Genomic DNA, 24492 nt, shown 5'->3' on the forward strand with positions numbered 1-24492 from the left:
GGGGAGCATTTCGTTCATTGTTATTTCAACTCGCCGCACTCAAATAGTTGCAAACGGGTTGTGAAGGCAGCCTTACGTTCTCACTTTTTTCCGGCTCACTTTTCTGGTTTAAGTTTCTGTGGGTGGCGGATCGTGGAGTTTGTCCAGCTTGCGGAGTTCCGGCCAGCAGAGGGCGGTGCCCACTACGGTGACAATGGTGGCGATGCCGCCAAACACCACCGAGGCTACCGGGCCGAAGTAATGGGCCACGGTGCCCGATTCAAAACCGCCCAGTTCGTTGGAAGTGCCAATAAATACGTAGTTAATGGCCGAAACCCGACCCCGCATTTCATCCGGCGTGCGCAACAGGACCAGTCCCTGCCGGATGACCACGCTGACGTTGTCGCAGGCCCCGGACAACACCAGCATGGCAAAGGACAACCAGAAGTTTGTGGACAGGCCAAAGACAATGGTGGCCACCCCAAATCCGGCCACCGACCACAGCAGCCAGCGTCCGGCCTGCCGAAACTGGCTGTTTTTGGCCAGAACAAACCCGGTGGCCAATGCCCCCAGCGAGGGCGCCATCTGCAGCAGGCCCAGCCCATCCGGGCCCACCCGTAAAATATCCTTGGCGTAAATGGGGAGCAGGGCCACAGCGCCTCCAAACAGCACCGCGAACAGGTCCAGGGTAATGGCCGCCAGAATCAGGCGGGTTCTGGCCACAAATGCCAGACCGGACACCATGGACTTCAGGCTGAGGGCCTCCCTGGCCCGGGCCACCGGACGCACGGATATGATGGTGAGAACGGCCCAGAACAAGAGGCTGGATAGGCAGTCGACCGTATAAACCAATGTAGCGCTGTGTTGCCAGCCCAGCATCAAACCGCTGAGGGCTGGCCCCAGGATGGCCGAGCCCTGAAAGAAAATGCTGTTCCAGCTGATGGCGTTGGTCAGGTTTTGGGTGCTGACCACTTGTGGCAACAAGGCGGCGTTGGCTGGACTGTGAAAGGCTCGCCCCACCCCGGCCAGAAACAGGCAAGCGTAAATGCCCTGTACTGGGCCGTGCAGAATGGACAGGGCCACCAGCCCGGCTGTGGCCAGGGCGTTTAAAATTTGGGCCCCTATCAGCACGTTGCGCCGATCGTGATTGTCCACCCAGTGGCCCACCGGCAGGGTCAGCAGCACAACGGGTATCAGTTGCACCAGTCCAATCAGGCCCAGGGCAAAGGCGGAGTGGGTACGTTCGTAAACCTCCCAGCCCACGGCCACGGTCAACATCTGTCGGCCCAACATGGAAATGAAGGAACCGATGGAAAACAGCAGAAAGTTTTTTTCGTGCAGGGCGTTTTCAGGGTGAGGGTTGGAGGTCATGGGTGGGGCCTGTGTGGGAAGGGCTCGAGTAGCCCGTTTTGTGGCGGGCTAGAGGGGAATCGGAATAATGATTGGAATGCGGAAACCGCTTTTTTGCCGGGTTTTCTGAAAGTCACTGAAGCGGGACAGGTGGAAGCCGGGTGGGTTGCTGAAATCCGGCTTGGCCGCGTAAATTTTGAGCAGGGTGTTGACGTCCCGCTGGCTCAGGCGGGAGCCTTCGTTGACCGAGAAGTACATGATATCGGCAGGCTGATCGCTGTGACCCTGAATGCCCAGCGAGTGCCCGATTTCATGCAGGGCGGTGGCGTACAGCAAGCCCGGGCTGTGCGGCTGCCCGGTCTGATCGTTCAGAGAGATAAACAAATCGTTTTTGGCGATGTACTTGCCCCAGGTGGACATCATGTTGAGGCCCGCCGCTCCCCGTTCAATGGTGGGCGTGGACAGGGGCCACCAGTTCACCACCATATCGGTCTGAGTGGTGTCGGGCATAAAGACAAACATGATGCGGTTTTGCAGGGCCCGCTGCCATTCGGCAAAGGCGTCCTTGATGAGTTGGGGGTGCCAGGGCTGCCAACCCGCCAGATGGGCGGGGGTGCTGATGTGAACCAGCACCAGTCGGGTTTGATCATTCCAGCGATAGATTTTTTTCTGCAAATGAAAATAATCGGTGGGGGCGCTTTGGGGGGAGGCGACAGACACGGAGGCCGGAAAAGCGGGAGGCAGGCTGCCGCTTTGGGCCGAACCGGGTTGCCAAAAGAAACTCAGGCCCAGCAGTCCAGTGAGTAGCAGCAGGGCAGGCATTGACCGTTTGAGACGTGGTTTTGGCAAGGGTTCATTCCACCGGGTTCAGTTCATTCGACCGGGATTTAAGCAATGCTCATGATATCGCACCCTGTCCGGTCATATCCAGTCCGGCTCACCAATACGTGCGCGGCTGACCTCCAGATGGCTTTTGTGGATTGCCCGGTGTAGCCATTGTCAAGGGCTCGGAGGCTCAGTATGCTGCTACCGGGTAGATCTTTCACCGAGAGAAGGAGCAGCACCATGGCCTACGCAGAGTATCAGGCACAGGCAGCCCGGCAGTTTGTGGAGCGTCTGCGCCAGTTTGAAACGGGCATGCTCATCACCCACGGCTCCAATGGGCACCTGCACGGGCGACCCATGGCAGTGGCCGAGATAGAGCCTGTGGAAAGCGAACGTTTCAGTTGCTACCTGTGGTTTTTAACGGGCCTGGAAACGTCCAAGGCCGATGAAATTCGACAGAATCAACAGGTGCTGGTGACTTTTCAGGATCGGCAGAAGCCCTTTTTAACCCTGAGTGGCCGGGCCCACATTGTTCAGGACGCCGAGCGCGTGGATGCGTTTTGGCGTGAGAACTATCGCCGTTGGCTACCCCAGGGCAAGGGAGATCCCAATCTGGCCCTGATTCGGGTTCGTCTGGACGATGGGCAGGTCTGGGAACAGAGCGGGGCGCTGCCTGAGTCGGTCAGTTTTTAGGGGGAGGGCCTCTCCTTTCTTTTCCTTTGCTTTCTTATCCTCTCCTCTTTTTTTTCTCCCTCATTCTTCCGGGGGCGCTGAAGACTTTTCGGCGCCGGGCTTGGGCCATCGGCTCTGTCTTGCCAGTGGGCCCTGAAGGCAGTATGATGCGGCCATGGCAAACTGTTGTGACCTGTTAATCGCCGAACACCGCCAGACGGAAAGCGGGTTGCGCTGGCTTCAGGAACGCCTGGCTATCCTGAGCGGTGCTTCCCATGCCGCTGCCCCTGAGTCGGCCGATTGGTCGTCCGTGGCCGGGTTTTATGCGGACTGGGCTGCGGATTTGTACCAGCATTTCGTGCTGGAAGAAGAGGCGCTGTTCAGTCTGGTGAGTCAGTACCGTACCATGATGCTGATGACCGTGGAGCATGACGATTTGTGGGTCTTGCAGACCGACTTTGAAGGGGCCTTGACCCGCAGCGTGTCCGCCGGGAGCGCTGACCCTGAGTTGATGCGTCATTTTCAGGCGTTTCAAACCCGTTTGCAAGCGCATATTATCGAGGAGGAGCGGGGCATTTTTCCTCTGGCCCAATCTTGCCTGTTGCCGGAGGAGCAGGCGTTGGCCCTGCGGCGCTATCGGGAAATTCTGTCTGAGGCGGAACAGGGCGCTGCGCTGGGGCTATCCCGACCCACGCCTGACTTTCGGATCATTGAGACAGACCTGTCTGGGGCCGTTGACAAACCACTGAGCTATGAGACCTTGTACGAACGGGAACACGCCAGTGTGCAGCATATTCGCCTGCAGGCGGGCATGAAACAGGCCTTGCACTGGGTGGGGCCCCATCAGTGCCTGTTCCTGCTGTCCGGCTCGGTTACCCTGGAAACCCGGCAGGCACAGATTCCATTGTCTCCCGGGCAATGCGTAACGCTGGATTCGCAGCTCTATTTTGCTTTGCAGGCCCACAAGGACGCTCATCTGCTGAATTTCAGGGTCTGGCCGCATCCGCATTACATTAAGGCCAACAGCCTGAGTCAGGCTTCTACTGCCCGAAACGCATGATATTTTGAAGCGCCTGTAGAAAAAGGGATGCCCGATTGGGGGACTTGGGCTATGATCGATCCAGTCAATGGGAATTCTGGAATGGATAGTGTAGTTGATCTGGCCAAGTCACGACAGGCCCGAAACGAAAAAAACGAACACGTGCGTGAGGCCTCTCAGGATTTGCTGGCCCTCCTGGATCATCACCGGCGGCACCTGCCGGAGGAGTTTATGGCCTTTTTGCTGGCCATGGCCATTTCGGATCAGGCCATTCAACTGAGCGAGGCCCAAGGCGATCGGCAGACCGGGCAGGATTTTCTGGAAGAGGTGTTTTCCACGGCCCGCCAGTTATTTGAGGGGTATTACCCTACGCAGACCCGGCCCATACCGGCGCGCCTTCAGCATCCCCCCCGCACGGACAAGGCGGCCTCCCGCGTGGTTGCCTTCCTGCCGGAACACCCGGAATCCCCGCTTGAACCCAGTCGGACTTTATCAGACGATTAAACAGTTCATTCAAAACGTTTAGGAGAGGGGAACCGTTTATGACCGCCACAGCGCCCATTCCTTCCGGGTTTCACAGTGTTACGCCGCATCTGGTGGTGTATGACGCGGTGGCCGCCCTGGACTTTTATGAGCGGGCCTTTGGGGCGACCGTCACCCATCGGCTGACTGGCCCCGATGGCAGAATTATTTACGCGGCCTTCAATATTGGCGATTCCGTGATTATGCTGGGGGAGGAGTGCCGGGACTATGGGGTTTTCTCCCCCACCGCGCTGGGCAATTCGCCTGTACTCATCCATTTGTATGTGCCCAACGCCGATGAGGCTTTTGAAAAAGCCGTTTTGGCCGGGGCTACGATTGAAATGCCCGTTCAGGAGATGTTTTGGGGCGACCGTTACGGCAAGGTGACTGATCCTTTCGGGCATCGCTGGGCCATTGCCTCTGTGGTGCGTTCACTCAGTCCTTCCGAAATGCAGGCCGCTGCCGATGCGGCCATGGCTTGTGAGGTCAAGGCTTAAACGTTGGCGGGCGTTTCAGAGAGAGCGACTGATCCTGATTTCAGGTTCGGCTTTGTAGCAGTTCTTCCTGGGGCAGGACGGGCGGATTTTCCACCAGAATGGTCCAGCCACACTGCTGGCAATGGTATTCCACCACCGGGATCTCCGCTTCCAGCAGCACTCGGGTGGTGGCCGGGTCGTAGGTTCGCTTCTCCAGCACCTTGAACTTGAGTTTGTCGTTGCTGCAATCGGGGCAAATTTTGAACATCGGGCTACCCTCAGGTTGGTTGAGTAAGCCAGATTCTATTATCCGCCCTCTTTTCCAAGGTTACTATGCACCGATCTGGCTAAAACAGGGGGTCGCTTTTGGGAATTGGCTGGGCCAGGCCGGAATGGGGTCAGGACAGGACGGATTCCGGCTGAGCGGCTTTTTGCCCATCGCTTTGTAGCAGCGCCAGCACTCGGGTTTCCGACTGGATGACCCAGGGGAGGATATCATCGTGCAGCAATTTCCGGTTTTGCTTGTAGCCTTCCCGCATGCCATCCCGGTTTTTCTGGATTTCTTCGGGCGTTTCCGCCGCCGGGTTGTAGCGCTGGCGGGTATCGATCATGTCCAGCACCAGAAAGTGGCTAATCAGGTAGTGGTTGGCGATAAAGCGGTTCAGTTGCGGGTTGTTGGGAGTGTCCACGCCTTCCACTATCAATTGATCCAGCAGGGCCACGCACTCGTACAATTCGGATTTCAGCTTGCGCAGCTTGGTTTGTAGTTTCTCCAGCGTTTTCTTGCGGTACCCCTCGGGGAAGGTGAGCTGTTTGCTCAGCCAGTCCGGGGTGCGGAAGTCTTGCCACTCCCCTACAAAGGTCTCCATGGCCCGCAGTTCGTAGCCGTTGATTTTGGCCCCCCCCAGCGAAGCGTTGTACAGCGTTTGGGGCCGGGCTTTCTGCTGGTTGGCGGTGGCCGTTTTCTCAAAAAAGCGGATGAAGCCCTTGAAGGAGGCCAGCGTTTGCAGGGTTTCTCCGTTTTGTCCTTCCACGGTGGCCATTTGGGAGGGGCCGGTAAACAGGTTTTCCCGTTTTTTCAGGGTCATTACCCCTTTGCCGTTGGTCTCCAGCTTTTCCCCCCCGGCGTACACCTGATCGTTGGGGAAGGCCAAATCCTGCCCGATGAGGACCACCGGGTCGCAGTCCATGAGCATGGCCGTTTGCAGGGCGATGTGAGAGACGGTACCGCAGCCATCCAGCAAGCGATAGTTCTGAATGCGGGGCTCCTGTTTGGAGAGCCAGTCGGCAAAGGGCCGATCGCTGAGCAGGGTGTAGCGCACCTTGGCTGCAACGTCTTGCTCGTAACAAACGGGCTGGGTAAAGTTGCTCAGCAAAAAGGTGATGTTTTTCAGGTAGCTTTCTGGCAGCCCGTGCAACTGCTCTTTCATGCCCCGGGAATCCAGAAAGGTGGCGAAATCCGGGGTAATACCGTACTTGTACAGGTGATGCAGGGCGCCTCCCACGGCCACCAGCACCGCTTGATTTTCCAGCTGCTTGATGGCGGGCAGAGCGGCATCCAGCGAGGGGCCCCGGCTGATGACCAGAGCCGGTTTGCCTTTGCCCTTGCCCTGCAAGTGGGTCATATCAAAGCAATCGGCCACATGGGGCAGGTTTTCAAAAAACTGTTTAATCCACTGGTTGTGGAAGTAGCGGGCCGTGCGGTAGTCCCGCTTGCGATCGTCGATCAGGTTGGCCAGCTTGCCCATGAGTTCGCCCATTTGACCCTGCAGAAGCAGGGCGTAGGCCCCGCTGGAGAGAAAGTCGATGGGTTCAAAGCACACCAGCAGGGGGGTGATGATATCCATCAGGGTGGGAAGATCGCACACCAGACGCACCCGGCGCTGACCGAAGTAATCGGAGAGATCCACGTTTTCCAGCACAAACTTGAGCAGGGGCAGGTGTGGCTCATAGACCACAATGGGCCCGGGGGAACGCTTGCAGGTCTCTTCCAGCAAATAGCCCAATCCCAACCCCAGAATAAGATGGGTGCGATCCAGGGCCGGGCGGCAGTTGGTTTTGACCTCTTGCTGGGCTTCCAGCTTGGCCCCTTTGGGAGAATGCAAGGGCAGGCCATTGAACACAACCCCGATATCCCCTTCCGTGGTTTCGTAGGGGGCCAGATCGTCCGGGGCGGTGACGTTCTTCAGCTTCTTGAGCAGGGCTTCGTGGTGGGGGTGATGCTTGAGGAGGGCCTGGGTGTTTTTCTTCCAGAACATGCGAGAACGTCCTTTCCCTGATTGCCTGAGGCTTTGCCTTTATTGTGGTCGATCGGGGCGGGAATCTCCTCCTGTGGGTGGAGGAGTTGTGGGACGGCAGCTTTTGGGGAGGAGGGGAGGGGCGGTGATTTTCTGGAGGCGTGTGGGTTTTTGGGCTGGTTTTTTTAATGTAACAAAATAATGGGTGAGGATATCAAAAGCCTTGACAAACTGACCCCATATTAAGCTAAACTGTACTCACTATGAAAAACACACGTTGGCAAAATAGCTTTTATTTCTTTTATTTTTACGGCTTCCCCGTGGGAGTCGTTTGTTGACGTGTAACCGCAAAAGCAAGTTTACCGATTGACAAACAGCTCCCGAACTTTCGGGGGCTGTTTTTGTTTACAGGCATCACCAGGCAATTATCAGTTAAAGGAGCAATCATCACCATGAGTCTGACTCACCATCACCAACCGGCCCGTAATATTCTGGTTGCTGGCCCCTGCGCCGCCGAAACCCGGGAGCAAATCATGTTCTCTCTGGAGCGGGCCCAGCAGCACGGTGTGAATTACGTTCGGGTGAGCCTGTGGAAGCCCCGCACCAAGCCCGGCTTCGATGGCCTGAAGGAAGAAGGTATTGAATTACTGGCCGAAGCCGCCCAAATGGGCTTGAATCCCGGCACAGAAATTCTGGTGCCCTCCCAGGCCCAGGCGGTCATGGACGGGGTGTTGCCTTCTCTGAAGGACAATGGGGAACTGCTACTGTGGATTGGGGCCCGCAACCAGAACCACTACGTGCAACAGGAAATCGCCCGGGTGGCCGCTCAGGATAGCCGGGTCAAGCTGATGCTGAAGAACCAGCCCTGGCACTCGGAATCTCACTGGGAAGGCATCGTGGATCATGCCCTGGAAGGCGGCATGAAGCTGGAAAACCTCATTCTGTGTCACCGTGGCTTCACCCCGGACGTGCATCATCCCAACCCCAGTGGCCTGCGCAACGTGGCCGATTCTGAAATGGCCATGCGCATTCGGGAAAAAACCGGGCTACCTATGTTGCTGGATATCTCTCACGTGGCGGGCGCTGTGGACAAGCTGGAAGAAGTGGCCATGGACACCGTGGAATACGACTACGACGGGATGGTCATTGAAGTGCATCCCACCCCCCGCTTTGCCTGGACGGATGCCAGCCAGCAAATCACCTGGGAAGAGTTAACCGCCCTGATGGGCAAGCTGGATGCCGCCCGTGCCGCCTTGCGGAAGGAAGCCCTGCCCGCATGACTGCCTCAGCCACCCATCGAGCCCTGCGATTGAGCCCCTTGCCCCTGCCGGTTCAAACGTCGGTGACTGTGCCGGGCTCCAAGAGCTACACCATTCGGGCCCTCATTCTGGCTGCCTTGGTGGATCGGCCCGAGGGTCAGCCGGTGCGGGTGTGGAATGTCCTGCGCAGCGATGACGGGCAGGCCATTCTGGATTGCCTGAACACGCTGGGCATTCGCACTGAGTGGGGGGCGCAGGACGGACAGTCGTATGTGGATGTGTTTGGGCAGGTTCGGCACATCGCCGATGCCGATTACACCCTGCATGCCAATTTATCGGCGGCCACCCTGCGCTTTTTGCTGGCTGTATCGGCGGTCATCCCCGGACGGCAAACCTTGTTGGGGCACGAGGGCCTGAATCGTCGCCCGGTTCGGGATTTGGTGGATGCCTTGCGGGCCTTGGGGGTGTCCATCGACTATCTGGATCAGGAAGGCTATCCGCCGGTGCGGGTCAATTCCAGCCGACTGCAAGCCAGTGAGTTGACGGTCTCTGGCAGTACCAGCAGTCAATATATTTCAGCCCTGCTGATGATTGCCCCCTTTATTGAGCCTGCGTTGGAAGCCAGTGGCCGGTCGGTGGTCATTCGCTTGCCGGAAGCCCCGGTGTCCAAGCCTTATCTGGATATGACCCTGGCTATCATGCGGGCCTTTGGGGTCGAGGCCACCCATGCCGCGGACTATCAAATGTTTACGGTACCCGCCGGGCAAGCCTACACCGCTTTGTCTTACGCGGTGGAGCCCGATGCTTCCAGTGCCGCTTACTTTGCGGCCATTGCCACCCTGACCGGGTCAACCATCACCCTGAACAACCTGCCCATGACTTCGGTACAGGCCGATATGCGCTTTCTCCAGATTCTGGAGCGTATGGGCACAGGCATTCAGGCGGTAGATGGGGATTTGGTTATTGAAGGCCACGGGGTGAAGCCCTTGTCCTTGGTAAATATGTGCGATTGCCCCGATCAGGCCCAGGCGCTGGCGGTACTGGTCGCTTTCGCCGAGGGCGTCACCCGCATTGAAGGGCTGCAATCCCTGCGGGTGAAGGAAACCGACCGCATTGCCGCCGTGGAAACGGAATTGAAAAAAATGGGCATTCGGGTGGAAGCTGAGGCCGACGCCCTGGTCATTCACGGGGGGCAACCGCAGGCCGCTCGCATCGCCACGTATGGGGATCATCGTATGGGTATGGCCTTTGCCGTGGCCGGGGCCGTGCTGGCGGGTCTGGAGATTGAAGACCCTGCGGTGGTTAATAAAACCTACCCCGGCTTTTGGCAGGATTTAAGCGCCTTGGGTCTGGGCGTCTCCGAATCAGTGTTACCCGGTTGCTCGGAAACGTTGGATGATGCGGTTAGTCCCCAAAAGATCGTGCTGATTGGCTTTATGGGCGCTGGTAAAAGTTCGGTGGCCCGCAGTTTAGCCCAGCGTTGTAAGCGCCAAGCGGTGGATATGGATGCCTTGATTGTGCGGCAGTCCGGTCGGCAAAGTGTCACCGAAATTTTTGATACGGACGGGGAAGCGCATTTTCGGGCCTTGGAAGCGCAAGTGGCTCAGGGCTTGGCCTCGACGCCTGAGCTGATTATAGCCACTGGCGGCGGCGTGCCTGCCAATCGGGAGGCCATGTCCACACTGACCGCTGAGGCTGTGGTGGTTTGGTTGCGGGTTTCGTGGGACACTGTGTGGGCCCGCCTGCAACATGATGCGGATCGTCCCCTGTTGCGGAATTTGGAGCAGGCTCGGGCTTTGTTTCATCAACGCCAGTCGGTGTACCAGCAAACCGCTCATCTTCAGGTGGATACGGACGGCAAAACCCCGTCAGCGGTGGCCGATGAAATCGCCTGTCGCCTCAATCTCCGTCAATACAGTCCGGTGTAGAAAGTTCAAGTTATGACCGCAGGAAGTTCTTTGGGCCAGTTGTTTCGTATTAGCACCTTCGGGGAGTCCCACGGGGGCGGGGTCGGTGTGGTCATTGACGGCTGCCCGCCCGGTTTACCCATCACCCTGGAGGAAATCCAGAAAGAGCTGGATCGCCGTCGGCCGGGGCAAAGCAGCATTACCACTCCCCGCAACGAGCAGGATCAGATTCACCTGTTCTCAGGCATTCTGGACGGAGTGACCACCGGCACGCCCATCATGCTGATGGCTTTCAATAAAGATCAGAAGTCCGATGACTATAACAACCTGAAAGCAGTGTTCCGGCCCGGTCATGCCGATTATACCTTTCAACAAAAATACGGCACCCGGGACTGGCGTGGTGGAGGGCGTTCCTCGGCTCGGGAGACCATTGGTCGGGTGGCCGCCGGGGCCATTGCCAAGAAATTCCTGAAGCAAACCCTGGGGCTGGAATGCCTGTGCTACGTGGAACAAGTCGGCCCCATCCGCACGGAGATGGACCCTGAGGCGGTGACGGCGGAGCTGGTGGACTCCACCATCGTGCGCTGCCCGGATGCGGACAAAGCGAAGGAGATGATTGCTCTGATTGAATCCGTGCGGGATGAGGGTGACTCCGTGGGAGGCATTCTCAAAGGGCTGATTCGCCATGTGCCGGTGGGCCTGGGCGAGCCGGTTTTTGATAAATTACACGCCGATTTGGGTAAGGCCATGCTCAGCATTAACGCGGTGAAAGGCTTTGAAATCGGCTCCGGCTTTGCCGGGGTGACCCTGCGAGGCAGTCAGCACAACGATGAATTTTACACCGATGACAGCGGCCGGGTGCGCACTCGCACCAATCGGGCCGGTGGGGTGTTGGGTGGTCTTTCCAACGGGGAAACCATTCACTTTCGGGTGGCGGTCAAGCCCACTTCCACCATTCGCAAGGCCCAACGCACTGTGGATCAGGCCCATCAGGAAATCACCCTGGAGGCCACCGGACGGCACGATCCTTGTGTGCTACCCCGGGCGGTGCCCATTGTGGAATCCATGGCCGCCTTGGTCATGATGGATCACTATCTGCGGCACAAGGCCCAGAACGGTTAAGGCCCCCTGCAAGCTTTGGAGGAATCAATCAAAGATAATGATGACCATGACAGACGAGCAAAACACCGAAACCCAAAATACGGAAGCCCACTGTTCTGAGCTGCAAGCCTTGCGGGATCAAATCGATCGGCTGGATGAGCAGCTCTTGCAAGCCCTGGCTCAGCGGGCCCAGCTGGTGGATGAAGTGGGCCGCTACAAAAAGGCCCGAGGGCTGGAGCCGTTGGATATGAAGCGCTGGCAACAGGTGCTGCAAGCCAAGAAAGCCCGAGCCCAGCAGTTGGGGCTTTGCCCGGAATTTGTGGACGCCCTGTACCATTTGATTCATGATTACAGTCTGCATTTAGAAAGCAAAAGCGAATAGGCGATGATGGACCTGCAAAATTCTACGCAAGATTCACAGCAAGATACGAATCACACCCCGCGCTCTGATATCTTGGCCGCTTTGGCCCAAAAGCCGGTCATTTTCGGCATTCAGGGCGGAGAGGGCAGCTTTAACGAGGAGGCCATTCAGGCCTATCTCAGTCACCAGTTTACCCCCACCGAGGCCATTGAATACCTCTTTACTTCCGATCGGGTCATGGAAGCGGTGGTCAGCGGGAAAATCGATCGGGGGCAGTGCGCCATCTACAATTCCGTGGGGGGCTATGTGGAAGAGACCACCGAGGCCCTGGAAAAATATCCGGTGGAGATTATTCAGGAATTTGAAATTAAAATTGCCCATGCCCTTATGATTCGACCGGATCAGGATTTTGCCAAAATCGACACGGTGATGTGCCATCCGCAGGTTTTGGCCCAGTGTCAGGGCAATTTGCAAAAAAAGTACCCACACCTCAAGCAAACTTCCGGCGAGGGAGAATGGGTGGATAACGCCAAAACCGCCGAAGCGCTGGCCACCCGTCGCTTGCCGGACAACACCGCTGTCATGGGTAGCAAAGTGTTGGCCAAAATTTACGGCCTGAAAGTGATTGAAGACAACTTGCAGGATGCCGAAGAGAACTACACCCGCTTTATTCACGTGGTGGCCAGGGCTTAGTAGGCGCAAGTTTATCCCTCTCCCGGTGAAGTGGTGTTGGCGAAAGCCCTCTATGAAATTTGTCCTACTTCTTCGGCTGGGCTTGGGCTACGCTGACTACAAACGCCACGCTCGTGGAAAATTTCTGTGGTGTTAAAATCTCTGTGGTGTTGAAGTGGCAGGAGGGATCGGCATGACGTTTGAGAGAGCATCGCTCACCCCGGAAGAGCAGGCGCACTACAGTCGACACCTGAAGCTGAAGGGCTTTGGTCTGGAAAAGCAACTGCGCCTGAAAAAGGCCAAAGTCTTGCTGGTGGGCGCCGGTGGATTGGGTTGTCCGGCGGGCCTGTATCTGGCCGCGGCTGGGGTGGGAACCCTTGGGGTGGTCGATTTTGACCGGGTGGAGCGTAGTAATTTACAGCGTCAAATTGCCCACCGGGTGGAGAATATTGGTCAGTCCAAGGTGGAAAGTTTGATCGCCGCCATGCGGGCTATCAACCCGAATGTGACTTATCAGCCGCATGCGGTGGCCGTGGATGAGACCAATGTGATGGCCTTGATTGCGGGTTACGATCTGGTGCTGGATGGATCGGACAATTTTGCTACCCGCTTTTTAGTGGCCGATGCTTGCTATCTGGCCAGAATTCCCCTGCTGCAAGGGGCGGTTTTTGAGTATGGAGCCCAGTTGGCCCTGTTTGATTCAGGGCAGACCGCCTGTTATCGCTGCGTGTTTGAGGAGCCACCCCAATCAAACGTCTTGGCCCCCTGCGCGGAAGTGGGCGTGCTGGGCGTGGTGCCGGGCACGGTGGGGGTGATGATGGCCACGGAAGCCATTAAGTATTTAACCGGGCTGGGGGATTCTATTCAAGGGAAATTACTGATTTACAAAGCCCTGAGCCAAAGCCTGAAAACGCTCCAGTTGGTCAAAAACCCGGAATGCCCTCTGTGCGGAGAGCATCCCAGTATTTGGGCGCCCCAAGCGATGGCGGTAACTTGTGCGGCGTCGGAGGAATTGATGGCAGAGGACTTAAAAGCCTTTGAGCTATCGCCCGAAGCGTTTCAATCCAGGCTGGCCCAAGGCTGGCCGCTGGTGGACGTGCGTGAGGCGGAGGAGTTTGCCGCCGGGCATTTGCCGCAGGCGGAGAATATGCCCTTGTCAGGATGGGATGACCAGATCTGGCAGGCCCGGTTTGAACTGGATGAGCCTGTCTTGCTGTACTGCCAAAAAGGGGTGCGCAGTTTAAAAGCCCTGCAACAACTCCGATCGCTGGGGTATCAGCAGGTTTACAGTCTGACCGGTGGGCTTTCCGGGTGGAACGGCCCGCTGGTTTGACCCGCCTGACAACGGGTTTTAAAATTGCCCGAAAGATTTGAGATCCAGCACGGTGCGTTCCCGCTGGGGCTTGCTTTGGCAGATAAAGGTGTCCATGATGGGCTGTTGCAAAGCATTCCGGGCCCGCTTTAGCTCGGCTTCAATCAGTTGCCAACTGTCGTTTTGGACAGCCTCGGCTTCTCCCTCGGTGTTTGGTGCGTAAAGATCAGGTGGCGACATGCTCATGGGCCAGTGGGTCCAAATCAATGACAATCAATCCAAAATTGAATCAGGTGTTATCAAAACACAAAATTCAATCAACGAAAATATATTTGCGACATTAAAATATAAAGTTGTTACTGCGTAATATGTTTAAGCTGGAACTTCTTCCAATGACCTGATTTTTGCGAGGCTCTTTCTATATTCAGCCGCTTCCGCTAATAAGGTGAACTGAATTTGGGCAGGGTTGACCGTGGGAGATGATGCTCCCATTTCTTCAACGGCTTTTGCAATCGACTCAATTGAGACTCTAAAGAATTCTTTTCTTCCGTTCACCTGATTGACACGATGAAAATTAAACCGTTTGTGCAGTTGATTTTCCAGTTCCGGGGCATTTTCACAATAAATCATTGCATGTATGTCGAAGGGAAATGGGACTGAGGCATCCCCGAGTTCATTAACCCTATCTTTCGGCTCAAGACGACGCGTCATGCCTATTTTATAGACATCTTCACCAAATGAGCCAACGTTAGAAATAATGTATACGTGACCGGATTTTGTGATTTGCGCTCGTGAAAGCGCTCTTTCTTTACGCAGTTCTGCCTCTGTCAAAGCATTTTCTAGTTGCTGAATTTTCGCTTCAAGCTTAGCTTTCTGGTTATCACTTGCTTCGGCCATTTCCTGACGAGCTATAGTTAAGGCCCGGTTGTATTTTGCCTCCTCGTCCTCTGTTTTTTTGAGTTCCGCTTCAATTTCTTTTCGAGTCCGCTCTTCTTCTCGCATTTGCTCTTTAATTAATCGTTGTTCTTCTCTTTCAGCCTGTTTCTTTTCCTGGTATTCAAAAATCAGTAATAGCTCTTGGACTTTCAAATCAAGATATTGCTCATCAATGGAACAAGAAACGGCTTGCCCTAGTTTATTAATTTTTTTGAAAGAAGCTTTGACTCTGTTTTCCATGGTAGTGACGTTGTTATATTTGACTTTTGAGGTAGCAGCATCACACTCGCCGTTGAACGCTCTTAACATGAGTTGCAGTTTCTCAGTTTCCATCTTTTTTCCAGCGGCTCTGCTTCCTTTAACAGTCCATTCTTGACTACAAGTTGCAGCTGTATTGCTTAGAATCAATTTCTTTTGCTTTTCTCTGATTGTTGCCAGTGCGGATTCGTATTGGCTGAGTTCTTCAAAGTTATATTTTGTCTCGTAAAAGCCAAAATCTTCCAAGTAGGATTTTTCTTCAAGCAAACGAACTTGTTTGTTCAGTTCTGCTTTGAGCCATTCAAGCTCTTGAATTTCTTTCTCAATTCGACTTTTTTCAGCCTGTGCTTGTAATTTTTTATCTTCAATTTCAGTATTTAAAGTGGTTATTTGTTGTTGTGTTTGAGTCACGTCATTTTTTAGATCGTTAAGATAAGTTTCTGTAGAGGTGAGTTTTTCGTACTTTTGTAAATTTTGATTCGCTGACTCAAAAGCGTTTTGGGTATCAATGTGTTGCTTTTCAAGATCTTGAAGTTTATTGAGGAGAACTTTTTTCTGCTTGTTCAAGGCAAAAACAATAATAATCAGCAAAAAAGCGACTAAAATTAGGGTGATATATATTGTATTCATTGGGACCTCGGCAATTTTAAAAGCTATATTATGTTGAGTCTGTTAATTTTGCTATTATTTTGCCGAAGTTGAGTTTAATAGTTACAAACTGTTTTCTTTTTCTGCTCGAACAAGGCCAGCCACTGGCCTACCCGCTGAGGGAGATCCTCGGCTTGGGTAACATCCCGCACCACGGCGATGCTGTCCACACCCGTGGCCAAAACCTCCGGGGCGTTGTCCAGAAAAATCCCGGCGATGGCCACCAGCGGATAATTCGGCAGGCTGCGTCGCCACCGGGCCAAGGCTTCCAGACCTTGGGGCTGAAAGTACATGGTTTTGGTGGTGGTGTTGAAAATGGGGCCCACGGCCATATAAGAGGGTCGAACGGCCAGCGCGCGGGCCACTTCCCGGTAGCAGTGGGTACTGACCCCCAAGCGCAAATCGGCAGTCTGAATGGCTGCCAAATCGGCGGTGGCCAAGTCCTCCTGCCCCAAATGCACCCCGTAGGCGTTGTGCTTGAGGGCCAGTTGCCAGTAATCGTTGATGAACAGGCGGCAATTCATCTGGCGGGCATAAGCGCTGGCCTGGGCGATTTCCCGCTCCAGCGCCTCTCCTTGCAGATCCTTGATACGCAACTGCACCGTGGAAACCCCTAGGGGCAGCAATTTTTCCAGCCACTCCGCCCGGTTGACGATGGGATAAAATCCCAATGGCTGTTCGCCACAATCGCGAAACTGAGGGCGATGCTGCCCGGCTTCGGCGCTGTCGGTGATCCAGGGCAGATCGTCCTGCGTTTCCGGCCATCCCAAATGCGCCAAGGGGCCTTGCCCGTGACCGACCTTGGGGGCCAGTCGTAAGCCCTGATTGACGTAGGCCTTGGCGATGACAATGGCGTCCAGTTCCTGATACCCCAACCCTAAGCAGGCGGTAATGGCCGCGGACAAGGTGCAGCCGGTGCCGTGGGTTTGCTCGGTCTCTATGCGGCTAGAGGTCAGCCAGGCGTGCTGAGTGCCATTGGTCCAATAATCCTGGGCGAAATCGCCGTCGAAGTGCCCGCCCTTGATCAGTACGGATCGTACCCCCAATTGCAGGATTTTTCGGGCGGCGCTTTCCATAGCCTCGGTGCTGGTGATGGTTTGCTCGGCCAGAATTTCCGCCTCCGGCAGGTTGGGCGTCAGCAGATGCACCCAGGGCAGTAACTGGCTTTTCAGAGCCTGTAAAGCATCGGCTTGCCGGAGGTCGTGCCCACTGGTGGAGACCATGACCGGATCGCAGACGATCAGGGTGTTTAACGCTTTCAGGGTATTGGCAATGATGCCAATGCCTTGGGCGTCGCCCAACATACCCAGTTTCAGGGCCACCGGCGGTAGATCGATACGTAAGGCCTCCAGTTGCCCTTGCAGCATGCTGGGGGTGGGCAACTCAATGGCGTTAACCGCTTGGGTGTTTTGTGCGGTCAGGGCGGTGATCACGGAACAGCCATGGGTGCCCAGGGCGTTCATGGTCTTGAGATCGGCTTGTATGCCTGCCCCGCCACCGGAATCGGAACCGGCAATGGTCCACACGATGGGTTTGGCGGCCGTTGAGGCACTGGCGGAACCAGAAGAGGAGGTGGATGAATATGAAGATGAAGCGGGGGAAGGAGAGAAAGAAGATGCGGGTTGGTTCATACGGATTGTCCTGCTTTCTGAGAAGTTTGATGCCAAAAGGGGGTACCTAAAACCGGGGTGCTGGGCTGGGCCATGTCTCGCTGGGGCATGGGGCCTGCCAGATAGGCCAAACGACCGGCCTCCACCGCTTGGGCGAAGGCCTGGGCCATTTGGGGCGGATGTTCGGCCAGGGCGATGGCTGAATTGAGCAAAACCCCGTCAAAGCCGATTTCCATGACCTGAGAGGCATGGGAGGGCAGCCCAATGCCAGCGTCGGCGATGAGTTGCACCTGCGGCAGGCGGGCTCTCAGGAGTTTGAGCGCATAGAGATTCATGGGGCCCTTACCCGTGCCGATGGGGGCGGCCCAGGGCATCAGGATGCGGCAACCGGCGTCCACCAGTTTTTGGGCCACCATAAAGTCTTCCGTCATGTAGGGAAAGACCTCAAAGCCCTCTTTAATCAGCGCTTTGGCCGCCTCCACCAGCCCAAAGGGATCGGGTTGCAGGGTAAAGTCATCGCCAATCACTTCCAGTTTGATCCAGGGGGTGTTGAAAATTTCCCGGGCCATGTGGGCGGTGGTAATGGCTTCCTTGGCGTTGCGGCATCCGGCGGTGTTGGGCAAAACTTTCAGGTGTTTGTCTTTCAGCAGCTCCCAAAAGGATTCCCCTCCCTTGCTTCCGGGGGATTGTCGGCGCAGGGACACGGTGACCACCTCGGTGCCAGAAGCGTCGATGGACTCCAGCATAATGGCGGGTGACGGATACAGGGCGGTCCCCACCAGCAGGCGGCTATTGACTGTTTCCCCGCCCAGGTGCCAGGCTGTGCTTTCCGATAATTGACTCATGTTTAACCGCCCTGCATGGGGGACAGCACTTCCACGGATTGGGCGGGCCGCAGGGCGAGCGTTGCGTACTGGTGCTTGGGCACGAAGTCGCCATCCACGGCCACGGCGATGGCTTTGGGCTCGTAGCCCAGTTGGTTCAGCAGATCTTGAACGCTGGTGGCTTCCGGCACTTGGTGGGGTTCACCATTTACAAGTAGTTGCATCATTGGGATCGTACCTTTTCCTCGAATGCTATGGGGTTTTGAAGGTTATTGGGGTATTGAACGCTATGGTGTGTGGTTTCAGAATCTCATCCGCCCAATGGCTTCATGGGCAAACGGGCATCGCTTGACCTGATGCCGTGCTGGCTTGAATGATCGCTTGGTAATGCTCGGGGATGGGCTGCCCGCTGAGCAGCTCACAAGCCAGTTGCACCACCTGCGGGGCAATGAGAAAGCCATGCCGGTACAGGCCGTTGATCCGCAGCAAGCCCGGGCGGAGCTGGAGTTGGGGCAGGTGATCGGGCAAAGCCGGTCGGCAGTTGGCCAGGCTGTCCAGAATGGACGCTTCAGCAAAGCCCTCATGCACGGCAAAGGCGGCGGACAACAGCTCCATGGCCGATTGCACGGTCATGGGTTTGCTGTCCTCGCTCTCGATGGAGGTGGCCCCGATGACGTAGTGGTGGTTCTCCCGAGGGGCGATATAGAGCGGGTAGCGGGGGTGCATCAGCCGCACCGGGCGACGCAAATTCACTTCCGGGGCGTACACCCGCACGATTTCCCCCCGCACACCGCGCACGTTTTTCCAGTCTGGTTTGGCCCCCAGCCCTCGGCAATCGATGACCCAATCAAAGCGCCAATGCCCGCTTGGTGTTTCAAGCTGTCCCCCTTGAAGCGCTTGCACCGGGGTGTACCAGTGGCACTGGATTTCGGCCTGATTCAATGCGTTCTCCAGGGCGATCAGCAATTGGCGATTGTCCAGCTGCCCTTCTTCCGGGATGAAAATACCGCTGTGAAAGCGCCCGCTCAGCTCCGGCTCCAGTTGGGCCAATGGGCCGGAAGAGAGCTGCCAGTCAATGGCGCTGGCCACGGTCGCCGGAACTTCCCCGTTCTGGCATTGCCGGAGTTTCCCTTGCAGCATGTGCCGAAAGTGATGAAGGTCGGCACTATCCAGATGGTGGGCCACAATCAGGGTGCCCTCGGTCTGGAAATAGACCGACAAGTTCAGGCTATCAATCAGCTGCCGCCACAGTGGCAGAGAGTCAAAGCCCAGCCGGGCGATCAGGGGCTCCGCCGACTCCAGCTCTGAAATGGGGGACAGCATGCCTGCCCCCGCATAGCCACAACTGTGGGGCACCGTGGGGCCGTCTTTATCAAACAGAGAGACTTGCCAACCCCGCTGGCGAAGAGTAAGGGCCAGCAATCTGCCCAATAAGCCGGTGCCCACGATACCAACAGTCTGACTCATGCTTTGAGATCACCTGTTTTTTCGGCCAGTTCCCGAACGTCCTGAGTAATGCTCATGGAGCAGAACTTGGGGCCGCACATAGAACAAAACTGAGCCTCTTTGGCCCCATCAGCGGGTAGGGTCTCATCGTGGAAGGCCCGGGCTGTTTCCGGGTCCAGCGAGAGGTTAAATTGATCTTCCCACCGGAATTCAAAGCGGGCCTTGGACAGGGCATCATCCCGGTAACGGGCTGCCGGGTGTCCTTTGGCCAAGTCGGCGGCGTGGGCGGCAATTTTATAGGTGATCACGCCCGTTTTGACGTCCTCCCGGTTGGGTAGGCCCAAATGCTCCTTGGGGGTCACGTAGCACAACATGGCCGTGCCAAACCAACCGATCATGGCCGCCCCAATGCCGCTAGTAATGTGATCGTAACCGGGCGCCACATCCGTGGTCAGTGGCCCCAATGTATAGAAGGGCGCTTCATCACAGTGCTTCAGTTGCTTTTCCATATTCTCCTGAATCATGTGCATGGGCACGTGTCCGGGGCCTTCAATCATGGTCTGCACATCGTGCTTCCAGGCCAGTTGAGTCAGTTCGCCCAAGGTTTCCAGCTCCCCGAATTGGGCGGCGTCGTTGGCATCGGCAATCGATCCCGGACGTAAGCCATCCCCCAGCGAGAAGCTGACATCGTAGGCTTTCATAATCTCGCAAATGTCTTCAAAGTGGGTGTAGAGGAAATTCTCTTGGTGATGGGCCAGACACCATTTTGCCATAATGGAGCCGCCTCGGGAGACGATTCCGGTCATGCGGTTGGCCGTCAGTGGCACGTACTTCAGCAGCACGCCTGCGTGAATGGTGAAGTAATCCACCCCTTGCTCGGCCTGCTCAATCAGGGTATCCCGGAAGATGTCCCAGGTCAGCTCCTCGGCCTTGCCCTCCACTTTTTCCAGGGCCTGATAAATGGGCACTGTGCCGATGGGCACCGGGGCGTTGCGCAAAATATAATCGCGGGTGGCGTGGATGTTGGTTCCGGTGGACAGATCCATGACCGTGTCCGCCCCCCACCGGATGGACCACACCAGCTTTTCCACCTCTTCCTCAATGGAGGAGGACACCGCCGAGTTGCCGATATTGGCGTTGATCTTCACCAGAAAATTGCGACCAATAATGGTGGGTTCCAACTCCGGGTGATTGATGTTGGCCGGAATGATGGCCCGTCCTCGGGCGATTTCCTGCCGTACGAATTCCGGGGTAATCTCCTCGGGAATTTGGGCCCCCAGCGGATTCCCTTTCAGGCGGCTTTTGCGCTCCAGCTCGATGAGTCCTTCTTTTGGGAGGCCTTCTTTAAGGGCCTGATTCCGCAAGTTTTCTCGCAAGGCCACAAATTCCATTTCCGGGGTAATAATCCCTTGGCGGGCATAGTGCATCTGGCTGACGTTGTGGCCGCTTTTGGCCCGACGCGGTTGTCGTTGCAAGCTGGGTACGCTCAGCAGGCTTTTACCCCCGTAATTTAGAATTTGGCGTTCGGTCAGTTCCGTATCGTTACGTTTTTCAATCCAGTGGGTGCGAATGGGAGCCAGCCCCCGGCTGACGTCAATGGCCACATCCGGGTCAGTGTATGGGCCGGAGGTATCGTACAGGGCCACCGGCGGATTTTCACTCAGCTGATCGCTATTGAACACCTTGGAAGGGGACAGGCTCACTTCCCGGTAAGGCACCCGAATGTCCGGGTGAATTTGTCCTGCCAGATATTTCTTTTGGGAGTTGGGGAAGGGGGCGGTGGTGACGCCCGCTTGGCTGCCCGTGGGCAAGGGATTTGGATGGGTGACGGGTGTGGTTAAACTCATGATGTTTCTCTCTCTTTCCTGTTTGAACGGTTAATAACCCCTTGAATAGAACTTGAATAAAATGGAAGGCACGCAAACAGATCCGGCCAGTGGACGCTGATAAACAGCAGCGGGCATATGCCAAAAGATGCTACTCACCACTATGTCGTTACTCACTTTAAGCGTGGATGGCTTTGGCTGCCAGCTATAAAGATGAAACATTCTACTTCCCTCCGCTGGCATTACCCAGATCAGGTTAAGCGGGTTTCATCGAATTAGCGATGATCTCAGTCGGCCCGAAAGCCAACACCCCGATAGATGATATGAATTGTCGGTTCGCAAATTTAACTTGCGATTAAGGTCATCATACGAGAACTTGCATGACTTGGCAAATGGTATCCTGCGATTGAGCTGCTGGCCTGCCGTTCCCTAACGGTCGGTAAGCCTGGTAGCCGTTTTGAGAAAATTTTACAGGCGACTGTAGGTGATTGCTTCATAGCGGCATCGGTTGCTGATTCGACGATGGCCGCTTGCTTTACTCCGCTTTACCCGAGGGCCGGGGCTGGCATACAATGAGAGTCAGCTTAATGCACATTATCAACCGAATTTGATTGGATTTCCTCCACATGTCTGCTACTCCCTATCAACAATTGCGTCAGGCCAAACGCGTGGTCATTAAGCTGGGCACGCAGGTGGTCATTGAGCTGGGAGCGGATCAACAGGGCCGCTTTGCCGCCCAGCGTCTGGCTGGGTTGACTGCACAGTGTGCCCAGCTGCTTGCCGAGGGCAAGGAGGTCATTCTGGTTTCCTCCGGGGCGGTGGGCCTGGGGCGGATGGTCTTAAAGCTCTCTGGCAGCCTGACCCTGAACGAAAAGCAAGCCTGTGCCGCCGTGGGGCAAAGCCTGCTGATGGACGCCTATCGGGCCTTATTCGCTGAATCCGGCTTAACCCCGGCGCAAGTGCTGCTAACCGCCATGGATTTCGCCGATCGCAAGCATTATCTTAATTTGCAGCAAACGCTGGAAACCCTGCTCAAGCTGAAGGCCATTCCCATCATCAATGAGAACGACACCACCTCCACCATGGAGTTACAGGAAGAGAGCTATACCAAGGGCTTTGGGGATAATGATATGCTGTCGGCGCTGGTGGCCAGTAAGCTGGACGCCGATTTGCTGGTGATTCTGACCAACGTGGACGGCATTTACACGGACAATCCGCTGACCAACCCCAAGGCCCAGCGCATTGCCCTGATTGAAAATTTTCAGGACGATATGCAGCGCATTGACGCTTCCGGGCAGTCCCTGCTGGGGCGGGGGGGCATGTCCTCCAAGCTGGAAGCAGCCCGTATGGCCTCCCTCAGTGGGGTGCATACCTTCATTACCTCAGGCCTGCAAGCCGGGCCGCTCAGTCCTTTGCTGGATTCGCAAGCGCCGGAGAATGGCACGCTGGTGTTACCGCAGGCCAATCTCAGTGGCAAAAAGCGCTGGATTGGGATGGCTTCTGGTTATCACGGGGCCATTGTGGTCAATGCGGGAGCCCGTAAGGCTTTGGTTGAAAAGCAGGCCAGCCTGTTGCCGGTGGGCATTGTGGCTGTGGCAGGGGATTTCCTGGCCCAGCAGGTGGTGCGCATTCAGGATGAGGCCGGGGCAGAGCTGGGCCGAGGGCTCACGCATTTTTCCTCCGATGAGATTGAGCGCATTAAGGGCTTGCCCAGTGATCAAATTGCCATACGGCTTGGGTTTGATGCCATGGGAAAGGCCTGTGAGCACGAAGAAGTGATTCACCGGGACAATCTGGTTATTTTTGAAGAATATGGCGTTTAAGGAGCGACTGGCATGGTCACCCAATCGATGAACCCCCTGGAAGAGTCTCTGAAGCAGAGCAAGGATGCTTTTCTGGCCATGTCCACCCTGCCCACGGCCCAAAAAAATGAGGCCTTGGCCCAGTTTGCGGCCATTATTGAAGCCAACGTCGATTTTTTGCTGACGGAAAACCGCAAAGATATCGGCCAAGCCGAGCAGGACGGCCTGACCCCCAGCCTGTACCAGCGTCTGAAGCTGGATGCCGGGAAAATCAAGCAGTTGGCCCAAGGACTTCGGGATTTGATCCAGTTGCCCGATCCGGCGGGACAGGTCTTAAGTCAGACTGTGCTGGATGAGGGCTTGGTGCTGGAGAAGCTGACCGTCCCTTTGGGGGTGATCGGCATTATTTTTGAGTCTCGCCCGGACGTCATCCCCCAGATTTTGTCCCTGATATTAAAAAGCGGGAACGCCGTGGTGTTGAAAGGCGGGCGGGAAGCCAGCCGCTCCAACGCCGCTTTTATGCAACTGGTGGATCAGTTGAACGCCCGCTGTCCCTTTTTGCCCGCCCACTGGGCCACCCTGCTGGATAGCCGGGAAGCCGTGCAGGAAATGCTGAATTATCCGCAGTACGTGGATTTGGTCATTCCCCGGGGTTCCAATCAGTTGGTGCAATCCATTATGGCCGCCACCAAAATTCCGGTGCTGGGCCACGCCGATGGGGTTTGTCATTTGTATGTACATGCCAGCGCCAATATCGAGCAGGCTGTCGCTTTGGCCATTGATGCCAAAACCCAGTACCCGGCGGCCTGTAACGCTCTGGAGACCTTGCTGGTGGATGCGGCCATTGCCCAGCAATTCCTGCCGCAATTTGCCCAAGCAGCCAAACAGGCGGGCATTGCTTTGAAGGGCTGTTCTGCCACACAGGCCATTTTGCCTAAGATTGAGCCTGCCACCGAGGCCGACTGGCGGGCTGAGTACGGGGATTTAACCCTGGCCGTTAAAGTGGTGCCTACTCTGGAAGCGGCCATGGCCCATATCAACCAGTACGGCTCGCACCATACGGATGCCATCGTGGCTCAAGATAGTGATGTGTTGGAGCGCTTTTTGAACGGCATCGACTCCGCCTGTGTGTTTGCCAATGCCTCCACCCGCTTTGCCGATGGTTTTCGCTTTGGCTTGGGGGCCGAAATTGGCATTAGCACGGCCAAAACCCATGCCCGTGGCCCGGTGGGTCTGGAAGGGCTGGTGATTTATAAGTACAAACTGCGCGGCCAAGGACAGATTGTGGCCGATTATGTAGGCGAAGCGGCCAAACCCTTCCTGCATCGCCCGTTGTAAAATGCCCGCTGTTAGAAATAAAGAATGATTTTGAGAACAAGCGAAATCAAAAAAGGGCTCCGTCCAACGACAGAGCCCTTTTAGAATTTTGA

At 56.0% G+C, this 24492-nt stretch carries 23 protein-coding genes and 1 riboswitch; of the genes, 12 read left to right on the forward strand and 11 right to left on the reverse strand.

What is annotated here, in order from left to right; all coding sequences use genetic code 11:
• Window positions 1-108: 108 nt before the first annotated feature.
• Both DF283_RS05655 and DF283_RS05660 read right to left on the reverse strand, forming a co-directional pair.
• Complete coding sequence (locus tag DF283_RS05655; RefSeq protein ID WP_303673756.1) at window positions 109-1350, reverse strand: MFS transporter; 1242 nt, start codon at window positions 1348-1350, stop codon at window positions 109-111.
• Window positions 1351-1398: 48 nt separating this feature from the next.
• Window positions 1399-2178 (reverse strand): matrixin family metalloprotease, encoded by a 780-nt coding sequence (locus tag DF283_RS05660; protein ID WP_303673757.1) that lies wholly within the window; start codon window positions 2176-2178, stop codon window positions 1399-1401.
• A 216-nt stretch (window positions 2179-2394) separates the two neighbouring features.
• Between DF283_RS05660 and DF283_RS05665 the strand changes: the two genes are divergently transcribed.
• From DF283_RS05665 to DF283_RS05680, 4 genes are all read left to right on the forward strand, one after another.
• Window positions 2395-2847 carry a pyridoxamine 5'-phosphate oxidase family protein gene (locus DF283_RS05665; protein WP_303673758.1) on the forward strand — a complete coding sequence of 151 codons (453 nt, stop codon included), beginning with the start codon at window positions 2395-2397 and terminating at the stop codon, window positions 2845-2847.
• A gap of 154 nt (window positions 2848-3001) precedes the next feature.
• Complete coding sequence (locus DF283_RS05670; RefSeq protein ID WP_303673759.1) at window positions 3002-3886, forward strand: hemerythrin domain-containing protein; 885 nt, start codon at window positions 3002-3004, stop codon at window positions 3884-3886.
• Window positions 3887-3967: 81 nt separating this feature from the next.
• Window positions 3968-4369 carry a hypothetical protein gene (locus DF283_RS05675; protein WP_303673760.1) on the forward strand — a complete coding sequence of 134 codons (402 nt, stop codon included), beginning with the start codon at window positions 3968-3970 and terminating at the stop codon, window positions 4367-4369.
• A gap of 38 nt (window positions 4370-4407) precedes the next feature.
• Window positions 4408-4884, forward strand: coding sequence for a VOC family protein (locus DF283_RS05680; RefSeq protein WP_303673761.1), 477 nt, complete (start codon window positions 4408-4410; stop codon window positions 4882-4884).
• A 40-nt stretch (window positions 4885-4924) separates the two neighbouring features.
• On the opposite strand, the gene DF283_RS05685 is transcribed toward DF283_RS05680, so the two are convergent.
• Window positions 4925-5131, reverse strand: coding sequence for a zinc ribbon domain-containing protein (locus tag DF283_RS05685; protein WP_303673762.1), 207 nt, complete (start codon window positions 5129-5131; stop codon window positions 4925-4927).
• A gap of 130 nt (window positions 5132-5261) precedes the next feature.
• Entirely contained in the window at window positions 5262-7121 is a 1860-nt protein-coding gene (locus DF283_RS05690) for a motility associated factor glycosyltransferase family protein (RefSeq protein ID WP_303673763.1), read from the reverse strand.
• Window positions 7122-7552: 431 nt separating this feature from the next.
• Here DF283_RS05690 and DF283_RS05695 point away from each other — a divergent pair, with 431 nt between their 5' ends.
• The 6 genes from DF283_RS05695 to moeB all read left to right on the forward strand — a co-directional run bounded on the left by DF283_RS05695 (window position 7553) and on the right by moeB (window position 13733).
• The gene (locus DF283_RS05695; RefSeq protein WP_303673764.1) at window positions 7553-8380 is read left to right on the forward strand and encodes a DAHP synthetase I family protein; all 828 of its coding nucleotides are present in this window, start codon (window positions 7553-7555) and stop codon (window positions 8378-8380) included.
• On the forward strand, window positions 8377-10287 hold the full coding sequence (gene aroA / locus DF283_RS05700; protein WP_303673765.1) for a 3-phosphoshikimate 1-carboxyvinyltransferase: 1911 nt from the start codon (window positions 8377-8379) through the stop codon (window positions 10285-10287). The genes DF283_RS05695 and aroA overlap by 4 nt, the downstream gene beginning before the upstream one ends.
• Before the next feature lie 12 nt (window positions 10288-10299).
• A complete protein-coding gene (gene aroC, locus DF283_RS05705; protein WP_303673766.1) occupies window positions 10300-11388 on the forward strand; it encodes a chorismate synthase in 1089 nt (362 codons plus the stop codon).
• Between the two features lie 37 nt (window positions 11389-11425).
• Window positions 11426-11749: a chorismate mutase gene (locus DF283_RS05710; protein ID WP_303673767.1), complete on the forward strand. Its 324-nt coding sequence runs from the start codon at window positions 11426-11428 to the stop codon at window positions 11747-11749.
• 3 nt (window positions 11750-11752) lie between these two features.
• A complete protein-coding gene (locus DF283_RS05715; RefSeq protein ID WP_303673768.1) occupies window positions 11753-12421 on the forward strand; it encodes a prephenate dehydratase domain-containing protein in 669 nt (222 codons plus the stop codon).
• A gap of 172 nt (window positions 12422-12593) precedes the next feature.
• Entirely contained in the window at window positions 12594-13733 is a 1140-nt protein-coding gene (gene moeB / locus DF283_RS05720) for a molybdopterin-synthase adenylyltransferase MoeB (protein ID WP_303673769.1), read from the forward strand.
• Between the two features lie 18 nt (window positions 13734-13751).
• On the opposite strand, the gene DF283_RS05725 is transcribed toward moeB, so the two are convergent.
• From DF283_RS05725 to thiC, 7 genes are all read right to left on the reverse strand, one after another.
• Window positions 13752-13958 carry a hypothetical protein gene (locus DF283_RS05725; RefSeq protein ID WP_303673770.1) on the reverse strand — a complete coding sequence of 69 codons (207 nt, stop codon included), beginning with the start codon at window positions 13956-13958 and terminating at the stop codon, window positions 13752-13754.
• A gap of 126 nt (window positions 13959-14084) precedes the next feature.
• Window positions 14085-15536 carry an SNIPE associated domain-containing protein gene (locus tag DF283_RS05730; protein ID WP_303673771.1) on the reverse strand — a complete coding sequence of 484 codons (1452 nt, stop codon included), beginning with the start codon at window positions 15534-15536 and terminating at the stop codon, window positions 14085-14087.
• A 74-nt stretch (window positions 15537-15610) separates the two neighbouring features.
• A complete protein-coding gene (thiD, locus tag DF283_RS05735; RefSeq protein WP_303673772.1) occupies window positions 15611-17185 on the reverse strand; it encodes a bifunctional hydroxymethylpyrimidine kinase/phosphomethylpyrimidine kinase in 1575 nt (524 codons plus the stop codon).
• Entirely contained in the window at window positions 17182-18009 is an 828-nt protein-coding gene (locus DF283_RS05740; protein WP_303673773.1) for a thiazole synthase, read from the reverse strand. The genes thiD and DF283_RS05740 overlap by 4 nt, the downstream gene beginning before the upstream one ends.
• Before the next feature lie 2 nt (window positions 18010-18011).
• Window positions 18012-18215, reverse strand: coding sequence for a sulfur carrier protein ThiS (thiS, locus tag DF283_RS05745; protein WP_303673774.1), 204 nt, complete (start codon window positions 18213-18215; stop codon window positions 18012-18014).
• Window positions 18216-18315: 100 nt separating this feature from the next.
• Window positions 18316-19455, reverse strand: coding sequence for an FAD-dependent oxidoreductase (locus DF283_RS05750; RefSeq protein WP_303673775.1), 1140 nt, complete (start codon window positions 19453-19455; stop codon window positions 18316-18318).
• Complete coding sequence (thiC, locus tag DF283_RS05755; protein ID WP_303673776.1) at window positions 19452-21281, reverse strand: phosphomethylpyrimidine synthase ThiC; 1830 nt, start codon at window positions 21279-21281, stop codon at window positions 19452-19454. Before thiC ends, DF283_RS05750 begins: the two co-directional genes overlap by 4 nt.
• Before the next feature lie 189 nt (window positions 21282-21470).
• Window positions 21471-21584, reverse strand: a riboswitch (TPP riboswitch).
• Window positions 21585-21886: 302 nt separating this feature from the next.
• On the opposite strand from thiC, the gene proB reads away from it, so the two are divergent.
• Together proB and DF283_RS05765 are read left to right on the forward strand one after the other, a co-directional pair.
• Window positions 21887-23083, forward strand: coding sequence for a glutamate 5-kinase (gene proB / locus DF283_RS05760; RefSeq protein WP_303673777.1), 1197 nt, complete (start codon window positions 21887-21889; stop codon window positions 23081-23083).
• A gap of 12 nt (window positions 23084-23095) precedes the next feature.
• Window positions 23096-24400: a glutamate-5-semialdehyde dehydrogenase gene (locus DF283_RS05765; RefSeq protein ID WP_303673778.1), complete on the forward strand. Its 1305-nt coding sequence runs from the start codon at window positions 23096-23098 to the stop codon at window positions 24398-24400.
• Window positions 24401-24492: the final 92 nt, after the last annotated feature.

Source organism: Vampirovibrio chlorellavorus (assembly GCF_003149375.1).
GTDB classification, from domain to species: domain Bacteria; phylum Cyanobacteriota; class Vampirovibrionia; order Vampirovibrionales; family Vampirovibrionaceae; genus Vampirovibrio; species Vampirovibrio chlorellavorus_B.

Coding starts and splice junctions, on each gene's coding strand:
- DF283_RS05695 (WP_303673764.1), top strand. CDS start 7,553: ATGAGTCTGACTCACCATCACCAACCGGCCCGTAATATTCTGGTTGCT.
- DF283_RS05750 (WP_303673775.1), bottom strand. CDS start 19,455: ATGAGTCAGACTGTTGGTATCGTGGGCACCGGCTTATTGGGCAGATTG.
- DF283_RS05690 (WP_303673763.1), bottom strand. CDS start 7,121: ATGTTCTGGAAGAAAAACACCCAGGCCCTCCTCAAGCATCACCCCCAC.
- DF283_RS05670 (WP_303673759.1), top strand. CDS start 3,002: ATGGCAAACTGTTGTGACCTGTTAATCGCCGAACACCGCCAGACGGAA.
- DF283_RS05665 (WP_303673758.1), top strand. CDS start 2,395: ATGGCCTACGCAGAGTATCAGGCACAGGCAGCCCGGCAGTTTGTGGAG.
- DF283_RS05680 (WP_303673761.1), top strand. CDS start 4,408: ATGACCGCCACAGCGCCCATTCCTTCCGGGTTTCACAGTGTTACGCCG.
- thiC (WP_303673776.1), bottom strand. CDS start 21,281: ATGAGTTTAACCACACCCGTCACCCATCCAAATCCCTTGCCCACGGGC.
- thiD (WP_303673772.1), bottom strand. CDS start 17,185: ATGAACCAACCCGCATCTTCTTTCTCTCCTTCCCCCGCTTCATCTTCA.
- DF283_RS05730 (WP_303673771.1), bottom strand. CDS start 15,536: ATGAATACAATATATATCACCCTAATTTTAGTCGCTTTTTTGCTGATT.
- thiS (WP_303673774.1), bottom strand. CDS start 18,215: ATGATGCAACTACTTGTAAATGGTGAACCCCACCAAGTGCCGGAAGCC.
- moeB (WP_303673769.1), top strand. CDS start 12,594: ATGACGTTTGAGAGAGCATCGCTCACCCCGGAAGAGCAGGCGCACTAC.
- DF283_RS05685 (WP_303673762.1), bottom strand. CDS start 5,131: ATGTTCAAAATTTGCCCCGATTGCAGCAACGACAAACTCAAGTTCAAG.
- aroC (WP_303673766.1), top strand. CDS start 10,300: ATGACCGCAGGAAGTTCTTTGGGCCAGTTGTTTCGTATTAGCACCTTC.
- DF283_RS05725 (WP_303673770.1), bottom strand. CDS start 13,958: ATGAGCATGTCGCCACCTGATCTTTACGCACCAAACACCGAGGGAGAA.
- DF283_RS05765 (WP_303673778.1), top strand. CDS start 23,096: ATGGTCACCCAATCGATGAACCCCCTGGAAGAGTCTCTGAAGCAGAGC.
- DF283_RS05710 (WP_303673767.1), top strand. CDS start 11,426: ATGATGACCATGACAGACGAGCAAAACACCGAAACCCAAAATACGGAA.
- DF283_RS05655 (WP_303673756.1), bottom strand. CDS start 1,350: ATGACCTCCAACCCTCACCCTGAAAACGCCCTGCACGAAAAAAACTTT.
- proB (WP_303673777.1), top strand. CDS start 21,887: ATGTCTGCTACTCCCTATCAACAATTGCGTCAGGCCAAACGCGTGGTC.
- aroA (WP_303673765.1), top strand. CDS start 8,377: ATGACTGCCTCAGCCACCCATCGAGCCCTGCGATTGAGCCCCTTGCCC.
- DF283_RS05675 (WP_303673760.1), top strand. CDS start 3,968: ATGGATAGTGTAGTTGATCTGGCCAAGTCACGACAGGCCCGAAACGAA.
- DF283_RS05740 (WP_303673773.1), bottom strand. CDS start 18,009: ATGAGTCAATTATCGGAAAGCACAGCCTGGCACCTGGGCGGGGAAACA.
- DF283_RS05715 (WP_303673768.1), top strand. CDS start 11,753: ATGATGGACCTGCAAAATTCTACGCAAGATTCACAGCAAGATACGAAT.